Annotated in this window: 16 protein-coding genes; 1 reads left to right on the forward strand and 15 read right to left on the reverse strand. The window is 36.7% G+C overall.

All coding sequences use genetic code 11. The features are described 5' to 3' along the window. The first annotated feature begins 379 nt into the window (after positions 1 to 379). Positions 380 to 613 carry a DUF2627 domain-containing protein gene (locus H9635_RS09510; protein ID WP_191699963.1) on the forward strand — a complete coding sequence of 78 codons (234 nt, stop codon included), beginning with the start codon at positions 380 to 382 and terminating at the stop codon, positions 611 to 613. 33 nt (positions 614 to 646) lie between these two features. Here H9635_RS09510 and H9635_RS09515 read toward each other — a convergent pair whose 3' ends face one another. From H9635_RS09515 to nusB, 15 genes are all read right to left on the reverse strand, one after another. Continuing rightward, positions 647 to 1,375, reverse strand: coding sequence for a glycerophosphodiester phosphodiesterase (locus H9635_RS09515; RefSeq protein ID WP_191699964.1), 729 nt, complete (start codon positions 1,373 to 1,375; stop codon positions 647 to 649). Beyond that, a complete protein-coding gene (locus H9635_RS09520) occupies positions 1,375 to 2,946 on the reverse strand; it encodes a DUF342 domain-containing protein (RefSeq protein ID WP_191699965.1) in 1,572 nt (523 codons plus the stop codon). The genes H9635_RS09515 and H9635_RS09520 overlap by 1 nt, the downstream gene beginning before the upstream one ends. A 146-nt stretch (positions 2,947 to 3,092) precedes the next feature. Next, complete coding sequence (locus tag H9635_RS09525) at positions 3,093 to 3,527, reverse strand: hypothetical protein (RefSeq protein ID WP_191699967.1); 435 nt, start codon at positions 3,525 to 3,527, stop codon at positions 3,093 to 3,095. 309 nt (positions 3,528 to 3,836) lie between these two features. After that, positions 3,837 to 4,628: a sporulation transcription factor Spo0A gene (gene spo0A / locus H9635_RS09530; protein ID WP_191699969.1), complete on the reverse strand. Its 792-nt coding sequence runs from the start codon at positions 4,626 to 4,628 to the stop codon at positions 3,837 to 3,839. 336 nt (positions 4,629 to 4,964) lie between these two features. Then, a complete protein-coding gene (locus H9635_RS09535; RefSeq protein WP_191699971.1) occupies positions 4,965 to 5,888 on the reverse strand; it encodes a SpoIVB peptidase S55 domain-containing protein in 924 nt (307 codons plus the stop codon). 189 nt (positions 5,889 to 6,077) lie between these two features. Further along, positions 6,078 to 7,769: a DNA repair protein RecN gene (recN, locus tag H9635_RS09540; protein WP_191699973.1), complete on the reverse strand. Its 1,692-nt coding sequence runs from the start codon at positions 7,767 to 7,769 to the stop codon at positions 6,078 to 6,080. 16 nt (positions 7,770 to 7,785) lie between these two features. Further along, entirely contained in the window at positions 7,786 to 8,235 is a 450-nt protein-coding gene (gene ahrC / locus H9635_RS09545; RefSeq protein ID WP_191699975.1) for a transcriptional regulator AhrC/ArgR, read from the reverse strand. Positions 8,236 to 8,422: 187 nt separating this feature from the next. After that, on the reverse strand, positions 8,423 to 10,024 hold the full coding sequence (locus H9635_RS09550; protein ID WP_225231235.1) for a cellulose biosynthesis cyclic di-GMP-binding regulatory protein BcsB: 1,602 nt from the start codon (positions 10,022 to 10,024) through the stop codon (positions 8,423 to 8,425). A 109-nt stretch (positions 10,025 to 10,133) separates the two neighbouring features. Continuing rightward, positions 10,134 to 10,952 (reverse strand): TlyA family RNA methyltransferase, encoded by an 819-nt coding sequence (locus H9635_RS09555; RefSeq protein WP_191699978.1) that lies wholly within the window; start codon positions 10,950 to 10,952, stop codon positions 10,134 to 10,136. Between the two features lie 6 nt (positions 10,953 to 10,958). After that, complete coding sequence (gene dxs, locus H9635_RS09560) at positions 10,959 to 12,854, reverse strand: 1-deoxy-D-xylulose-5-phosphate synthase (RefSeq protein ID WP_191699979.1); 1,896 nt, start codon at positions 12,852 to 12,854, stop codon at positions 10,959 to 10,961. Between the two features lie 88 nt (positions 12,855 to 12,942). Continuing rightward, positions 12,943 to 13,827, reverse strand: a complete 885-nt coding sequence (locus tag H9635_RS09565) for a polyprenyl synthetase family protein (RefSeq protein ID WP_191699981.1) — start codon at positions 13,825 to 13,827, stop codon at positions 12,943 to 12,945. Between the two features lie 3 nt (positions 13,828 to 13,830). Further along, positions 13,831 to 14,058 carry an exodeoxyribonuclease VII small subunit gene (gene xseB / locus H9635_RS09570; RefSeq protein ID WP_191699983.1) on the reverse strand — a complete coding sequence of 76 codons (228 nt, stop codon included), beginning with the start codon at positions 14,056 to 14,058 and terminating at the stop codon, positions 13,831 to 13,833. After that, complete coding sequence (xseA, locus tag H9635_RS09575; RefSeq protein ID WP_191699985.1) at positions 14,055 to 15,413, reverse strand: exodeoxyribonuclease VII large subunit; 1,359 nt, start codon at positions 15,411 to 15,413, stop codon at positions 14,055 to 14,057. The genes xseB and xseA overlap by 4 nt, the downstream gene beginning before the upstream one ends. Positions 15,414 to 15,602: 189 nt before the next feature. Next, positions 15,603 to 16,466 carry a bifunctional methylenetetrahydrofolate dehydrogenase/methenyltetrahydrofolate cyclohydrolase FolD gene (gene folD / locus H9635_RS09580; RefSeq protein WP_191699987.1) on the reverse strand — a complete coding sequence of 288 codons (864 nt, stop codon included), beginning with the start codon at positions 16,464 to 16,466 and terminating at the stop codon, positions 15,603 to 15,605. A 113-nt stretch (positions 16,467 to 16,579) separates the two neighbouring features. Next, positions 16,580 to 16,966 (reverse strand): transcription antitermination factor NusB, encoded by a 387-nt coding sequence (nusB, locus tag H9635_RS09585; protein ID WP_191699988.1) that lies wholly within the window; start codon positions 16,964 to 16,966, stop codon positions 16,580 to 16,582. Positions 16,967 to 17,017 lie beyond the last annotated feature (51 nt).

Below are 17,017 nucleotides of genomic sequence, written 5' to 3' on the forward strand. Positions count from 1 at the left end.
CTTTCTCGTATATTATTATATTTTGTTAATTAAGATAATAAATACTTAAATTTGTATAATTTTATTATCGTTATTTTTACAATACTTATAATTTAAAAATGATGCAACTAGAAATCTCCAAATTTAATTAAATTAGAAAATTCGGACTATTTTGAGCATTTATTATCATTAAAAAATGCAATATTTTCTATGAGGCTTTTATTATGCCAACATAACATGTTGATGTAAATTCGACATATCTTTTAATAGAATTCGTTAAATTGGATTGATGTTATTGACATTCTTTTGTGTCATTGTAAAATTAAGTGAAACTTCAATATTAATGACATTAGCCTGTTTATACGGTAGGCTGTGCAATCAGTCGGTAGGAGGTCTTTTAATGGCACGTATGGCTGCATTTATCGTTCTAGTCATTCCAGCAATATTAATGGCTGCTGGTATTAAATTTATGCGCGATACTCTTTTTGGTATATTAATTTCACCATTTCCATGGATTTGGTTACAATTCATTGTAGGCGCCATCTTTTTTGCAGTAGCGTTTTTGTTTTTTGCAGGCTTTTTACTACATCGGGATCGCAAGCGTGGTAAAGTATCGGAGCGCTGGCAAAAATAATTGAGTATACGAAAAAGGTGCCTAGAAAATATTCTAGACACCTTTTTTACGTTGTTGAGCTTCTAGTACTTTATGTGGAAAATCGGTTATCCACCCAATCACCGCTTGATGGGGATTTTTTAAAAATGGTTCGTTCCCCCTAATGCTGTAAAATCGTATACCCATATTTGCTGCTGTACACAATTCCAAGTACTGCATTTTATAGTATTTCCTATGTGCATGAATCGCATCAATATAATTGCACTTCCCTAATGAATTCCAATCGAACTTTTTCGTTATAATGATGGCCGTTTCAGCTTTCGGTAGGACTTCTTTTACTGATTTTAATAATGATTCATGAAATGACGAAAAATGACTGTTTGCCGGCAATTGTATATTATGTAGGAATGATTTTAGGACATTCTCTTTGGAGATAAGTGATTCTTTTAATTCTATGTTTAGTGCAATATTTTCTTTATTTGCCCACTTCAGCACATCCTCAAAGGACATCATCCTCTCTTGAAGAAAGAACCGTTTAAAGCGGGGACCTAAATTGTATTTTACGAGCTCTTTGTAATCACACTGTGAAACAAGTCTATTCTTTCCTGCCAGCCTTTTCAAATCGAGATCATGGAACACAACTAAAATGCCATCTTTTGAAATTTGGAGATCAAGTTCAATTCCATCTGCACCCAGTTCTTTTGCCTTTTTAAATGCAGAGAAAGTATTTTCCAAATAAAAACTCGATGCACCACGATGAGCAAAAACAGGTATGTCATTCATTATACATTCAGCTCTCCGTTTTCAATTAAAAATCTTCCATTAGTCATCGTCGATAAAAACGAAGACTTTTTACCAATTTGAATATACGTTCCTGGGTAAGCTTCTTTTTTCACTTCGATTTCTTCCTTTCCGACTTTACGTAAATCATTCATTAACTGCTTAATTTCCCGATCTAGTTCCATTGCCGTCGATTTATTATTGTCGAGCTTCTGCTTTGTTTGCTCAAACACTGCAAGTTGTGGCTTCGTCATATTTTGGACGACCGGCATTAGACGATTTATTTGGCTTTCCAACTGCAATATATCCTCCTGAATCGTCTTCAGCAATGCGGCCTTCGATTGAATGAGCTCAAGCCCCTCTGCTTTATTTACGCCATTTATAATTAGTTCTGTTCTTCGTTCCAGTCGGTTTCCCGTAATGGCTGTAACGATTTTATTTTTTGCAATAGCTGTACCGCCTATAATTTTACCTTTTCGTTCATCCACAAAAATCGACTGTGCTGTAATGATAGATCCTAAAGCATAAAACCCAATATTAACATCTTTTCCTGCTACGAGATGGGCTTCATTTACGTGTTTGACGAATATACTGCCTCCTGCCTCAACACGGGTTTGACCTAATCCAAAAATGCCACCTCGTATAAAAACATCTCCATCTGTCGATTTAATGAGTTTTGCACCAGATACACCTTCTGGACCTTCAATCGAAATATCCCCTTTTGCAATGACGGAATATCCTGGCTGAACCGTACCTCGTATAGAAATTGATCCATTAAAGTCAATGTTTCCAGTCTCAACGCTAACATCACCATTAATCGGTAAATGATGATTGACACTTATCATGCCTTTATGGTTTTCAAATACCCCGCTAATTTTTGAAAGAAGGACTGTTTTTCCGTTTTCTTCCTTTTCATAGGCTGACTTGCTGTCATATTTCAGTGGTAAATCACGTCCCTGCTGCGCTGGAATCGACTCTCCATAAACGTTTACTCCTGGGGTTCCAGGTTTGGCATGAATCTTTTCACCTAGCCATGCCCCTTGTTCAATTTCAAATATAAAATTCATATCGTAATAATCCGCTGTACCGTCTTCTCGAATAACGGGTTTTCGATTAGGTAGCTGTAAATAGGTAATTTTTGCATCATCCCCTTTAACTGGAGGTGAGCCTTGGGCGATCATTATAGCCTTGCCACTTACTATAGAGTCGATTTGTAAATCGATAATACCATAACTTATATTATTTTGAGATAATATATTTTTTACATTATCTAGAAATAATTGTGGATTTACTTTAATGGACTCTACAGTTTCATAGACGAAGAGAGAAGCAGACATTTTATCTCGTGACACTTCAACCGTAATAGCCGGCAGCCACGTCCCGATTTCTACGGGGGTAGATGTAATCTCCATTAATACCTTTTTCAATACTGCAAAATTGGTTAATTTGATGCGAGGATTTAGACGCACAATCATATCAAAATCTTTTAATAAAAAACCTGGTTGTATTGTTTTTATATATACTATTTCATTATCCACTGTAATTTCAAAAAAACTATTTTCAAAAATAACCACGAATATCAACCTCCCGGATACATTCAGTATATACAAAGATTTGATATTTGTTTAGTTAAAAATTTTTACAAAAAATGGCTATTTTGCTTAGTTAAAAAGTTAATTATAAAGCATTATTCCCAAAAGGTATTATTACCTATCTACTATTAATATAAAGTATGATGGTATTGTAATAAACTATGATATATTTCTGATACCCCATCTAAATAACGTTCATCATTAGTCTCTATTGCCTTGATAGTATTGTTAATAAGCATAATGTCTAGTTCAATAGACTCGTTAAGGATTTTATTTTTAACCCCCTTCGAAATTATGACATTTTTCAAACTATTTAGTTCATTTAAGTACTCCTGCATGTTTTCGTTAGCCAATTTTAGTTCTGAATTGTTTAATGTCCCTAACAATAATATATCACTATAACATTCTTCCCGTTGAGTCTGTAATCCTTCTATATAATTTCTTTTAACATCCGTTGTAAAATCCGCTGGTGCAGAAGCTGTCTTAAAATTGAAAGGAAATGTTAAAAGAAGAATGAATATGATTATAACAAGTACAAATATGGGCATTTTCAATCGCTTCATCTATCATCTCTCCTATAATCATTTCCTATCATTTTACCTAAGATTAATATGAGTAATGTAAAATTAATGTTAAATTCACATAACAGAATGAAACACGATGAAATAAAAAAAGTGTCCAGTACAATTCCTGGACACAAAAAGTGAGTAATACCGAGCATGGCATTATTCTTTGAAAGGAGGTAAGGGAGACTTCTAGGCCTTACTTGTTTTAAATATTCCCCGACTTTTCCAGTCTTAAACTTAATTGATAAAAAAAACACCTCCATATTAGCATTTAAGCTGAAAATGAACGTGTTAAAATCTATTATATTACGAAGCTACCATTTCAATACGAATCTTGTCCGCAATCATTGCAATGAACTCCGAATTTGTCGGCTTTGACTTCATATGGTGCACTGTATAGCCAAATAGCTCTGAAATGTTCTCATAGCTGCCTCTGTTCCATGCTACTTCTATTGCATGACGGATAGCCCGTTCTACTCGAGAAGGCGTTGTGCTGAATTTCTTGGCGATTTCCGGATACAGAATTTTCGTTACGGAACTTAATAATTCGATATCATTGTACACCATTTGAATTGCTTCACGTAAATAAGCATATCCTTTTATATGGGCAGGTACACCGATTTCTTTAATTATACCTGTAATTGTTGTATCCAATAAACGCGTATCAATTTTTGTAGGTGTGTTTGTTGCTAAAATTGGTGTACGTTTTTCCTGTTCAAACTTTTTACCAGCACAATGTAGAATTTTGTGCACAAGTTGTTCAAATTCGAATGGTTTCAGCATAAAGTAAGATGCGCCAAAATTCACAGCCTGCTTCATAACATCCTCTTGTCCAAAAGCAGTAAGCATAATAACCTGAGTATTTAGATGACGTTCATCATTGTACATTTCTTCCAATACAGCCAGTCCATCTAAATGTGGCATAATGATATCCAGAAGTAGTACGTCGATTTTATGCTCTTCCAACATTTTAATGCATAATTTTCCATTTGAAGCAGTTGCCACAATTTCAATTTGCGGATGGTTCGCGAAATAAATCTCCATCATTTTTATTAATTCGCGATTATCATCAGCAATCGCAATTTTTACCTTTGTCAATCAAAATCCCCCTTTTATTTTGTCCAATTTCTCCCCTACAAAAACAAACTTTGCCGAGTTTATTAACAAATGCCCCAAATTATTTGTCATAAGAATATAACAAAAATGATCGACAGTTGATACCAATCCCTTTTGCATTGTCCTGTAGGGAAGTTTCGACAGAATTACTATAAATCCTTCTCCACACACAAAAATGAGTAACAAGTATTATGATTTCTACCTTTATCGACAAGGAAATATATGGTTCTTCTTTTGTCGAATTATCTCTAAGTACTATTGTAATGAAAAAAGGAAAAAATGACTACACTTTATTAAAAGTGTAGTCATTTTTTTTTATTATGGACTCTTTTTTAACATTTCTATGACAAGAATTCCGGCGCCCTTTGTAGGTTCTTCAATAAACATGTGCGTTACAGCTCCTACAAATTGATTGTCTTGAATAATCGGGCTGCCGCTCATCCCTTGAACAATACCGCCTGTTTTATCGATTAGACGCTCATCGACAACATGGAACGTAAAAGTATTATCCGTTTGTTTGTCAATTTTTATATCAAATAAATTGACCTCTTCACCGTCGATTGCCGTTAAGATTTGTGCTTTACCTTTTTTTAATTGATTTGCATGTATAATTTCAAGCGGTGGATGCAAACTGTCATGTAATGATTGTTCCCAATTTCCAAAAATACCGTATACATCATTACTGTTAACAGTTCCGAGTGGTGTTTGAGATTTATCTACAATTGAAATTTTGTAGCCTGGTTGACCCGGAGTACTCTTTTTCACCTGTGAAATGGATGCTTCATAAATAGCACCTTCACTGAATTTTGGAGGCAGTTTCATCGTGGAGTCTACTATTTGATGGCCAAGTGCTCCGTATTCCATCGTTTCGGGATCGATATACGTGAGTGTTCCTACACCATCTGTTTCGCTTCTTAAAAATGGCTTTAAATGTACCAGCTCATGGGCAGATACACTAATTTCTCGCTGTTGCTTTCCATTTTCCAATGTTAGAGTAAACGATTCATCTTGACCGGATAAATCTTCTAGCTGGCTAATTGTTTCACCATTTAATTTTAAAACCCGCTCTCCTTTTTTCAGCCATTCACTACTTTCTAATAAAACGTCCTGAGCAACTATAACATATGGCATTTGCAATTGTACTCCGATTGAATGTCCCATCGGAATTAAAGATTTCCCAAAAACCTGCATTGGCGACAATATTAAAAGCATTGCAACGAGTAACGACCATTTTTTTATCATCATTCACCTCCTCTATGCGCTTACTATGTGAAGAAACGAAGGAGTTATGAACGGAAAAATTTTGTTGATATGAGGAAAAATTAGAATGTATTCAATTACATTTAGCTTAACGAAGCGATTCCTCTAATAAACAAAACAGCAAAAGCCGTCTAAAAAATTTTTTTATTTTTTAGACGGCTCTATAATTTATTATTTCATGGATTCTTTACGTTCATTTGCCATTTGAATTAGTTCTGAAGCATGTTGTAATGTAAGCTCTGTAATTTCAGAGCCACTCATCATGCGGCTGATTTCTTCAACGCGTTCTTTTTCTTCCATTTCAGAAAGTGTTGTAAAAGTACGATCATATTCAACCTGTTTCTTTATATAATAATGATGATCAGCCATTGCTGCTACTTGTGGTAAATGCGAAATACACAATACTTGAGAATTCACTGAAATCGCAGCAATCTTCTCGGCTATGGCTTGAGCGACTCGACCGCTTACACCAGTATCCACCTCATCAAAAATGATGGATGTAATGCCATTGGAAGTTGAAAAAATTGTCTTTAAAGCAAGCATCATTCGTGAAAGCTCTCCACCTGATGCCACTTTAGGCAACGATTTTGGAGGTTCTCCGACATTTGTCGAAATATAGAATGCAACGAAATCTCTACCATTCGCATCGAATTGTGCCAATTGATTAAACTGAACGATAAACTGCGCTTTTTCCATATGCAGCATGCGTAATTCATTCATTATTGCTTCACTTAGCTTTACGGCATTTTCTTTTCGAATTGCAGTTAATTCTTTTGCCATTTGATTTAAGTTTTCTTCCATACTCGCTAATAATTGCTCGTTTCGCTGCAATGTTTCGTCGCGGTTCATAAGCTGGCTAAGCTCTTCTTCAATTTTTTCGTAGTAGTTTAAAATTTCTTCTACAGTCGTACCATATTTACGTTTCATATTTTGATATAATGCAAGACGCTGTTCGACTTCATTTAAACGCTCGGCATCATATTCCAAATCATCGAGCACATTTTTAATTTGGTACGCGGCATCCTGAAGTGCATAAAAGCTTGTTGTAACAGCTTCGGAAGGCTCTTTAAAGTTCGAATCAAGATCTACAATATCTTCAAGTGCATTCATAGCATTACCGATAAAATCAAGACCATTCGCATCACCGGAAATTGCTTCATATGCCATGTTTGCCCGTTCAAAGATTTTATGGAAATTCATTAAACGAAGTCGTTCTTCGTTCAACTCATCCTCTTCATCCTCTTTTAATGCAGCCTGCTCCAGCTCCTGAATTTGAAATTGATATAAGTCGATACGCTGTGCCATCCGCTGCTCGTCCATACTTAGCTCCGCAACTTCTTTTTTTAACTGACGGTACGCTTCATACGCTTCACTGTATTGTGCTTTTACAGAATGAAGTTCATGATGTGCGAAATGGTCCAATAAATGTATATGGAATTTCTCATCCATCAGCTCTTGATTTTCATGCTGACCATGAATATCGATTAAACTACCACCAATATCACGTAAAACAGATAATGGAACAAGTTTGCCATTAACTCTGCAAATACTTTTTCCCGAATCATGTAAATCACGACGAAGTATGATGGTCCCTTCTTCTGCCTCTACCCCATGTTCCTCGAGTTTCATAAATATCGGATGTTGACTATTATTCACTTGGAATAGTCCACCCAACTCTGCCTTTTTTTCACCATGGCGAATAAATTCGGTTGATCCTCGACCACCGGCTAATATATTAACTGCATCAATAATAATTGATTTCCCGGCACCAGTTTCACCTGTTAATACAGTTAAACCTCCAGAAAAACTTACCGTTAAATCATCTATAATAGCAAAATTTCGAATACTTAATTCTCTTAACAAACCACTCCACCTCGGTTTACAGCATGTCTAATAATCGATTTTTTATTTCTTCACGATCATTTTCTGTGCGGCACATAATTAAGATTGTATCATCACCACAGATTGTTCCTAAAATTTCCGTCCAATCTAAGTGATCCAATAAAGATCCGATTGCATTGGCATTTCCCGGCAATGTCTTCATTACTAAAAAATGTGAAGCTCCATCAATCGATACGAATGCATCTGACAATGATCGATGCAATTTTTGAATCGGATTGAATCTCTGATCGGCTGGTAAACTATATTTATAACGCCCGTCCTGCAGGGGAACTTTAACTAGATGCAGTTCTTTAATATCACGGGATACGGTAGCTTGTGTAACATTGTAGCCCGCGTTTTTTAAATGATCGACTAAATCATCCTGTGTTTCAATTTCATTATTTGTAATAATATCGCGTATACGAATATGGCGCTGTCCTTTGTTCACAAAAGTCACCTCATTAAAATAGATAAGAATATATGTATATTTACACTAACATTTGCATAAAAGAAATACAAGAAAAAATAGTACATATGTTCAATTATCCTTTTTTACAGGCATTTTCTTCTTCCTATAATTGCAAAACAAACAACGCTTTTCGTATAAATACAAAAAGTGTTTGGGTTATTATTAATTATTTTTTCTTTTTCCGTTTCCGCCATACATAAACATTTAACGCAATGACTGCAAACAGGAACAGGAAAAACAGATAGAAACTTTTACTGTCAAGCATGTTGGTTGTAAGCTTTTGCATCAAGTTTTTTTCAGTTACTTGCGCTTCATTAGTATGAAGTTTGCCACCGCTGCCATTCACTACAATATTGGCATTGTCCCCAAGAATTTTTAAACTTGCAGCAAATTCCTTTGGCACATATTGTTCTGTGCTATTAACTGCATCAAAAACTACTAGGGCATAATCTTCATCCCAAGGATTGTTTTGAATAAATGCAAATTCCGATACATTGAAAAAACCATGCTCTGTTAAATCAGGAACATTATCATTGTAATGAACAGCCAATACTTCATCCTTTAGCAGTTTGTGCTGTTTTTTACCACCGATAAAAATAACATGACTATTTTCTAATAAGTTAGTTTTAACATCCTCAGTATTAACAAGTGTAATCTTAGGTAAAGTATTATTAATAGTAAGTAACTCGTAAACAGTTATTAAATCGGACCAGCGAAATTGATCAGGCACAACTATCGTGACAGATTCATCAATTTTAGGAAATGGGAAGAAGCGGAATGTGAATTGTGATACCGTTTGCTTATCAACATGGAAATTTAATGTACTTGAATCGTCAATATACACCCACTTTTCAGGATTACTAAGTAATCCATTTGCTGTAAGCTGAATCTGTATGAAAGCTGACTTTGTAAAAACCGCTTTACTTAGTGGTACATCAACAAAAATATCGCCATTCCTCTCAGTCTTTACTTTACGTAAATTTATACTATGAGGCACATCGTTGACGAGAAGCACCAATTCTTCCAAAGGGTTACCTTTCTCTTTTTGACTCGATTGAATCATCTCAGAAATCTTCAAATGTAGGTGGATACTAGTCTTCATATCGATAAATGGATAGTAAGGTATATAATAAGAATATATATCTGAACTCATTTTTTCACCACTTAACGTTATACTCGGAATCCCCATATTTTTAAATGTAATTAAATTTAAATCCGTCCTTTTTTTTATTATTGGCATATTTGAAATGGTTAATTGGCTGCCGTATAACTGCTGAATAAATGCTTCCTCTGTTAATACAGCTATTTTTTCAAACTCAGCATCATCTCCGCCTGTAACGACAAGTACATTTTTAGTAGATTGACGTAACGTAATTGGCTGGATTTCAAGCGATAGACCATCATTTACTTTACTTTTACGGATTAACTTATTAAATGATGCATTTTTAAATTGATTTTCTTGCCCAATAATAATAGTTGCATCGAAAATGGCTTTTACCTGTGATTCTTTTAATAGTTTCACTTTATTGTAAGCTGATATATTAGATAAGTAATTTGTCAGCTCAAGTGCGGCATTAAGCATTATTAATGTTGGTTCATCGGGAATTATAATTTGTGTATTTCGCGTTTCTGTTCCGATAAAATATTCAGGATATTGATTTAAGTCACTTAGTTTTCCATTTGTCTCTGCTTCACCACTATATTGCAAATTCACGTTAACAGCCTGTGCGGTCGTTTGAAATGTAAAAAGTACAATGAAACTTAGCAAACCTATGAAATAATGCTTCATATTTATCTCCTTTCCTTCAGTTTAGATTGCTTTATTTTGAAAATAAAAAGCACAAAATAAGTCATTTCGACCCATTTTGTACTTTTCATTATTTTAAACTAGTATGTGCATCGTTTACGACTTGATCAAAACTTGTAAATGCGTCTACTTCTTCACCATCATGAGGGTTATACAAATGGAATAAAAATTCGATATTTCCTTCCCCACCAGTTATCGGTGAGAATGATGCATCCTTAACAACAAAACCATTTTCAGTCGCCATTTTAGCGGTTTCCTCTAAAACAGCTAAGTGGACTTTCGGATCCCGGACAATTCCTTTTTTCCCTACGTTTTCTCTACCAGCTTCAAATTGGGGCTTTACAAGGGCCATTACATCGCCCCCTTGCATTAATACCGTTTTCAAAACAGGTAAAATAAGCGATAAGGAAATAAAGGAAACATCGATTGTTGCAAAATCCGGTAAGCCTTCTACTAAATCTTCCGGTTTTGTATAACGGAAATTCGTTTTTTCCATAACCGTCACACGTTCATCCGACCGAATTTTCCATGCTAGCTGATTCGAACCTACATCAAGTGCATAACAATGACGGGCACCGTTTTGTAAGGCGCAATCTGTAAAGCCGCCTGTTGACGAACCAATATCAAGCATAAGCTTTCCATCTACGGATAAATCAAAAATTTCAAGTGCCTTTTCAAGTTTTAATCCACCGCGTGATACATATTTTAATTGCGATCCTTTTACTTGCAGCGGGGCGTCAACCTCAATTTTCTCCCCTGCTTTGTCGATACGTACTTCATTGGAAAACACAAGACCAGCCATAATTGAGCGCTTTGCCTTTTCCCGAGTTTCGCACAACCCGCGCTCTACAAGCATTACATCTACCCGTTCTTTTTTTTGCTTTGTCATTCTATATTAAACCCTATCCGACTGTTTATTCGGTACGAGCTGTGTAATGCGTTTTACCGCTTCTTCAGCCGTCACGTTAATTTCTTCTAATAATAGATCTACTTCACCATGTTCGATAAATTCGTCCGGAATACCGATACGCTCAATCTCCACATTTCGATATTGCTTATCAAAGGCAAATTCCAATACTGCGCTACCAAATCCACCTTGCAACATCGTTTCTTCAATTGTTAAAATTGGTAGATTTGCCTGCATAATTTCATGCAGCATCACTTCGTCCATAGGCTTGATAAAACGTGCATTGACAACACGAACAGAAATACCCTGCTCAGCCAATAATTCAGCCGCATGTAACGCCATTGGAATTGTTGTACCGAATGTTAAAATAACGGCATCTGATCCTTCACGCAATACTTCCCATGATCCAATCGGCAACGCTTTCATTTCTGCATCCATTTCTACTCCATAGCCATTACCGCGAGGATAACGAAGAGCTATAGGCCCGTCATTATACTCTAGTGCTGTTTTCACCATATGTTGCCCTTCATTTTCATCCTTTGGCATCATTAATACGATGTTCGGGATATGACGTAAAAATGAAACATCAAATACGCCCTGGTGTGTTTCACCATCTGCTCCAACTAAGCCTGCACGATCAATTCCGATAAATACGTTCAGGTTTGGACGGGCTATATCATGTAGGACCTGGTCATACGCACGCTGAAGGAACGTAGAATAAATCGATAAAAACGGTTTCATATGCTGTGTGGCAAGACCCGCAGCCATTGTCGTTGCATGCTGTTCTGCAATTCCGACATCAAAGAAGCGATTCGGGAAGTCACGTTGAATCCCTTCAAGCTTCGATCCAACCGGCATTGCTGGTGTAATTGTCACAATGCGGTTATCCTCTTTCATGCATTTACGAACCGATTCCGCTACTAAACTACTCCATGCAGGACCTTTAGAGGCAGATTTTACGAATGCACCTGTTTCCATTTTATATGGGCCAGTTCCGTGCCAAGTACCGACTGTATCATCTTCTGCAGGTTTGTAGCCTTTACCTTTTTTCGTAATGACATGCACGAGAACAGGACCTTGAACTTTCTTTGCATATTCTAATGTTTTTTCCAATGCTTCAAAATCATGACCATCGATCGGACCTAAATATTTGAATCCTAATTCTTCAAAGAAAACACCTGAAACAACCAAATATTTTAAGCTATCTTTTACACGTTCTGCAGTCGCTGCCAATTTACCTCCGACCATAGGAATTTTATTGATTAATGATTCCAAGTCCTCTTTAGCACGAGAATATTCCTTTGCAGTACGAAGTCTGCCCAATACGTCATGAAGTGCTCCGACGTTTGGTGCAATCGACATTTCATTGTCGTTTAAAATGACAATCATATTTGTTTTTTCATGCCCAATATGGTTCAGTGCTTCTAGCGCCATACCACCTGTTAAAGCACCATCACCAATAATCGGAACAACAAAGTTTTTGTCCCCTTTAATATCCCTAGCTGCTGCCATACCCATCGCTGCAGATAAAGATGTAGAACTATGCCCTGTTTCCCACATATCGTGTTCACTTTCAACAAGCTTTGGAAAACCGCATAGCCCTTTAAATTGACGTAAAGTGTCAAATTGGCTCGCCCGACCTGTTAAAATTTTGTGGACATATGCCTGGTGTCCAACATCCCATAAAAATTTATCCTTTGGACTATTAAAAGCTTTATGCAATGCAATCGTCAGCTCAACTACGCCTAAATTAGGGCCAATATGACCACCAGTTATTGAACATTTTTCGATTAGAAAAGCGCGAATTTCGCCTGCCAGCGCTTCTAGTTGCTTTTTATTCAAGTCTTTTAAAAAGGATGGACTAGAAATTTTAGTTAAATCCATCTCTACACGCACCTTTTCATCAGTTTATTCACCTTTGTGATTTTTCTATTATATCAATGTACAACCCAAGAAAAAAGTTTAACACATTTTAGTTATTACGTCTTACAATATATTGCGCAAATTGTTGAAGTAAGGAAGTATTAATGTCGATTTTTCTTAATGCTTCAATTGCCAGGTCGTAATGCTCATTAAGTTTGTTTTTTGCCCCTTCTAACGTTAGTAATGCAGGGTATGTACTTTTCTCACTTACAATATCTTTACCTGCTGTTTTACCTAGCTGTTCTGAAGTTCCCTCAATATCTAAAATGTCATCCTGGATTTGGAACGCTAAACCGATATGGTGTGCATATTCGACTAAAGCTTGTCGATCTGACTCACTAGCACCTGCTAAAACTGCACCTGATTCGATACTGAAGCGTAATAATGCACCTGTTTTATTTACATGAACTGTTTCGAGCTCCTGTAAATTTAGTAGACGTTTTTCGCCATCCATATCCAAAATCTGTCCGCCGACCATTCCTTCTGCACCTGCAGCAACACTTAATAAATTTATTAGTTCAATTCGTTTTTCAGCAGGAATATCGTTCAGCCGAGCAATGACACCAAACGCAATTGTATTTAATGCATCTCCTGCCAAAGTTGCTAATGCTTCTCCATACACAACATGGTTCGTAGGTTTACCACGACGTAAATCATCATCATCCATACAAGGCAAGTCATCATGGATTAAAGAATACGTATGAATCATTTCAACTGCTGAGCCAACTGTATAGCTTGCTTCCAGTGGTTGATTATACATTTCACAAACCGCTGCTACAAATAATGGACGAATTCGTTTTCCGCCTGCTTTTAAAGAGTAAAGCATTGATTCTTTTAAATGGGCAGGTGCCTGAATTTTTTCAACAAGCTCATACATCGTCGCTTCAATTTGTGGAATATTTTTCAAGGTAAATTGTTTTAACGCGTTTTCCATTAGTTAGTCTTCTCCATTTCCCTGTTGGAAAGCTTTCTTTTCACCATCTTCTCCAACGATTGAAATTAATTGCTGTTCTGCACTTTGAAGTGTGTCATGGCACAGCTTGGAAAGTTCCATACCTTTTTTATATAGATCGATTGCTTCTTCTAAAGGCACGTCACCTTGCTCAAGCTTGCGTACTACTTCTTCCAGTTCTGTCATTGCTGTCGCAAATGTTGGTTTTGTCACTTTACTTCCCCATCCTTATTCACATGCTTTTTTTCGACCTTTGCTTCTGCAAATCCGTCTTGAAACGTTACATGAAGAGTGTCGCCTTTTTCTAAGTCATGAATTGATTTTACTACGTTTTCCTCTTTATATGCTACGCTAAAGCCCTTACTCATAAGAGCGAGTGGATTTAATGCCTCCAGCATACGCAATTGGTTAGTAAAAGCGACTTTGCTTTGTGCGAGTTGCTGCTGCATTCGCTGCGTCAATAGCTCTGTTTGATGGCTCAATTGCTGTTTCGCTGCCGATAACTGATAACTCGGCGAATGTAGCTTCATTTTACTGTCGATCGTTTGTAGCTTTGATTTTTCATTCAGCAAATATAGCTTTGTTGCATTTTGCAGTGCAGCATCCGTTTGGGCCAGTCTTTCAATAAAAGGACGATATAATCGCTCAGGTGTTGCAAGTGGATAAGAATTTTGTAATTTTGTTAATCGATTACGCTCAAAATTGAGACGCGATGTCATCATTTGATGGAGAATTGATTGATGATGCAAAATTTGCTGATAAAGCTGTTGCTGATTAGGTACAGCCAGTTCTGCTGCCGCCGTTGGAGTAGGAGCACGTAAATCCGCGACAAAATCCGCAATCGTCGTATCTGTTTCATGTCCTACAGCACTAATGATTGGAATGCGGCTTTCAAAGATGGCCCGCGCCACGATTTCTTCATTAAATGCCCATAAGTCCTCAATTGATCCACCACCACGTCCGACAATAAGAACATCACAAAGAGCATGCCGATTCGCCAAATAGATATTTTCTGTAATTTTTGGCGCTGCCCCAGCCCCTTGAACAAGCGTTGGGTAAATTAATATTTCCGCCTGTGGATAGCGTCGTTTAATCGTCGTACAAATGTCCCGAATTGCTGCACCGGTAGTAGCTGTTAAAACCCCGATCGTTTTTGGATATTGTGGAATCGGCTGTTTAAAATTTTGATTGAACAATCCTTCTTTTTGAAGTCGTTCCTTCAATTGATTAAAGGCAACGAAAAGACCACCAATTCCATCTGGCTCCATCGTTTGGGCATATAATTGATATACACCGCTTGCCTCATATACGTTGACATCTCCACGTATGAATACTTTCATCCCCTCTTCAGGTTTAAACGAAAGTTTGGAAGCTTGTGTACGGAACATTGTGGATGTTATACGTGCACTATCGTCTTTTAACGTAAAATAAATATGACCTGAACTATGTACTTTTACATTCGAAAGCTCCCCCGTTACATACACATCACGTAAATGGGGATCGGCATCAAATTTTCGTTTAATATATTTCGTTAATGCTTTTACGGATAAATAAGAAGTCGAAGTCATATACGTACTGCTCCTTTACGATAGGATATTTCAATAATTTTGTTTTTTTATGCCTTTTATGGACAAAGTTTTTTCACAGTGATGAGTCTACAAAGTAACATTCAACTCATTATTATATTTAATTATTGCCTATTTAAGCGAAAAAACACGATTTTGATCTACGTCAAAATCGTGATTTTTGAAGTTAGATTATTCCGCTTGACGTTCTAACTCTTTTTCAGCTGCCTGCACTGTATTTTCCAATAGCATTGTAATAGTCATTGGACCTACACCGCCTGGCACTGGTGTAATATGAGAAGCGATTCCCTGAACATCATCAAAGTTCACGTCTCCGCATAAATGATTTTCTTCATCACGGTTAATCCCAACATCAATAATAACCGCACCTTCTTTAATGTGCTCACTTGTAATAAAGTTCGCACGGCCAACTGCTGCGATTAAAATATCCGCTTGTTTCGTGAAAGATGGCAAATCAGGTGTTTTTGAATGAGTATATGTAACGGTTGCATCTTTTTGTAGTAGTAGTTGCCCCATTGGCTTCCCAACGATATGGCTACGACCTACGATGACCGCATGCTTTCCGGCAACATCAATTCCGGAGTGTTCAAGTAATTTCATCACCCCGTAAGGTGTACATGGCAAGTATGTATCCTGTCCTAACATCATTTTCCCTACGCTAATCGGCGAGAAACCGTCCACGTCTTTTTCCGGGGAAATTGTTTGGATAACTTTATCTTCATCGATATGCTTCGGTAAAGGGAGTTGAACAAGAATACCGTGAATATCTTTACGATTGTTTAATTCACGAATTTGTTGAAGTAAAGCTTGTTCGGAAATATCTTCCGGGAGTTTGATTAAGTCTGAAAACATACCAATTTGCTCACAAGACTTTTGCTTGTTGGCAACATATGTTTTTGAAGCCGGGTTATCCCCCACTAAAATAACTGCTAATCCAGGTGTTACCCCTTTTGCTTTAAGCACCTGGACACGTGCCGCAACTCCTGTTCGAATTTCCTGACCGATTTCTTTACCATTGATAATTATACTTGACATGTTGTTACTCCTTCCAGTGATCACGACAATTTGGAAGGTCACCAAAATTATTGACAACCAACCAATTTAAATCTCATATATTAATCTTTATAGATTTGTATACATTTATTGATTTATTGCTCAGTAAATTTCGAAAGTACACCATTGACGAACTTGCTTGATTTTTCGTCACTGAATGTTTTGCAAAGCTCAATTGCTTCATTCATTACAACTTTGTTTGGTGTTTCTGCCTCATACAATAATTCGTATACGGCTAATCGCAGTACAGTTCTCTCAATTTTTGGTAGACGGCTAATCGTCCATTTTTCCAAGTTTTTTTCTAGCGCTTGGTCAATTGCTTCCAAGTTTTCAGTTGTCCCACGAACTAATTGTTCCAAAAAGGCATTCGATTTTTGTTCTTCTTCAAGAACATGACCAATCGCCTCTTCTATTGAAAGTTCTGTGCTGTCTAACTGAAACAAAGCTTGCAACGCTTTTTGGCGCGCCTCTGTTCGTTTCATAAATTAAAGCTCTCCTTCATAAGTAGCATTACTTGTTATCATAGCATATTT

The sequence above is a fragment of the Solibacillus faecavium genome (assembly GCF_014836905.1).
Lineage (GTDB): Bacteria > Bacillota > Bacilli > Bacillales_A > Planococcaceae > Solibacillus > Solibacillus faecavium.

Coding starts and splice junctions, on each gene's coding strand:
- H9635_RS09510 (WP_191699963.1), top strand. CDS start 380: ATGGCACGTATGGCTGCATTTATCGTTCTAGTCATTCCAGCAATATTA.
- H9635_RS09515 (WP_191699964.1), bottom strand. CDS start 1,375: ATGAATGACATACCTGTTTTTGCTCATCGTGGTGCATCGAGTTTTTAT.
- H9635_RS09525 (WP_191699967.1), bottom strand. CDS start 3,527: ATGAAGCGATTGAAAATGCCCATATTTGTACTTGTTATAATCATATTC.
- H9635_RS09535 (WP_191699971.1), bottom strand. CDS start 5,888: ATGATAAAAAAATGGTCGTTACTCGTTGCAATGCTTTTAATATTGTCG.
- H9635_RS09555 (WP_191699978.1), bottom strand. CDS start 10,952: ATGACAAAGCAAAAAAAAGAACGGGTAGATGTAATGCTTGTAGAGCGC.
- dxs (WP_191699979.1), bottom strand. CDS start 12,854: ATGGATTTAACTAAAATTTCTAGTCCATCCTTTTTAAAAGACTTGAAT.
- H9635_RS09565 (WP_191699981.1), bottom strand. CDS start 13,827: ATGGAAAACGCGTTAAAACAATTTACCTTGAAAAATATTCCACAAATT.
- xseA (WP_191699985.1), bottom strand. CDS start 15,413: ATGACTTCGACTTCTTATTTATCCGTAAAAGCATTAACGAAATATATT.
- folD (WP_191699987.1), bottom strand. CDS start 16,466: ATGTCAAGTATAATTATCAATGGTAAAGAAATCGGTCAGGAAATTCGA.
- nusB (WP_191699988.1), bottom strand. CDS start 16,966: ATGAAACGAACAGAGGCGCGCCAAAAAGCGTTGCAAGCTTTGTTTCAG.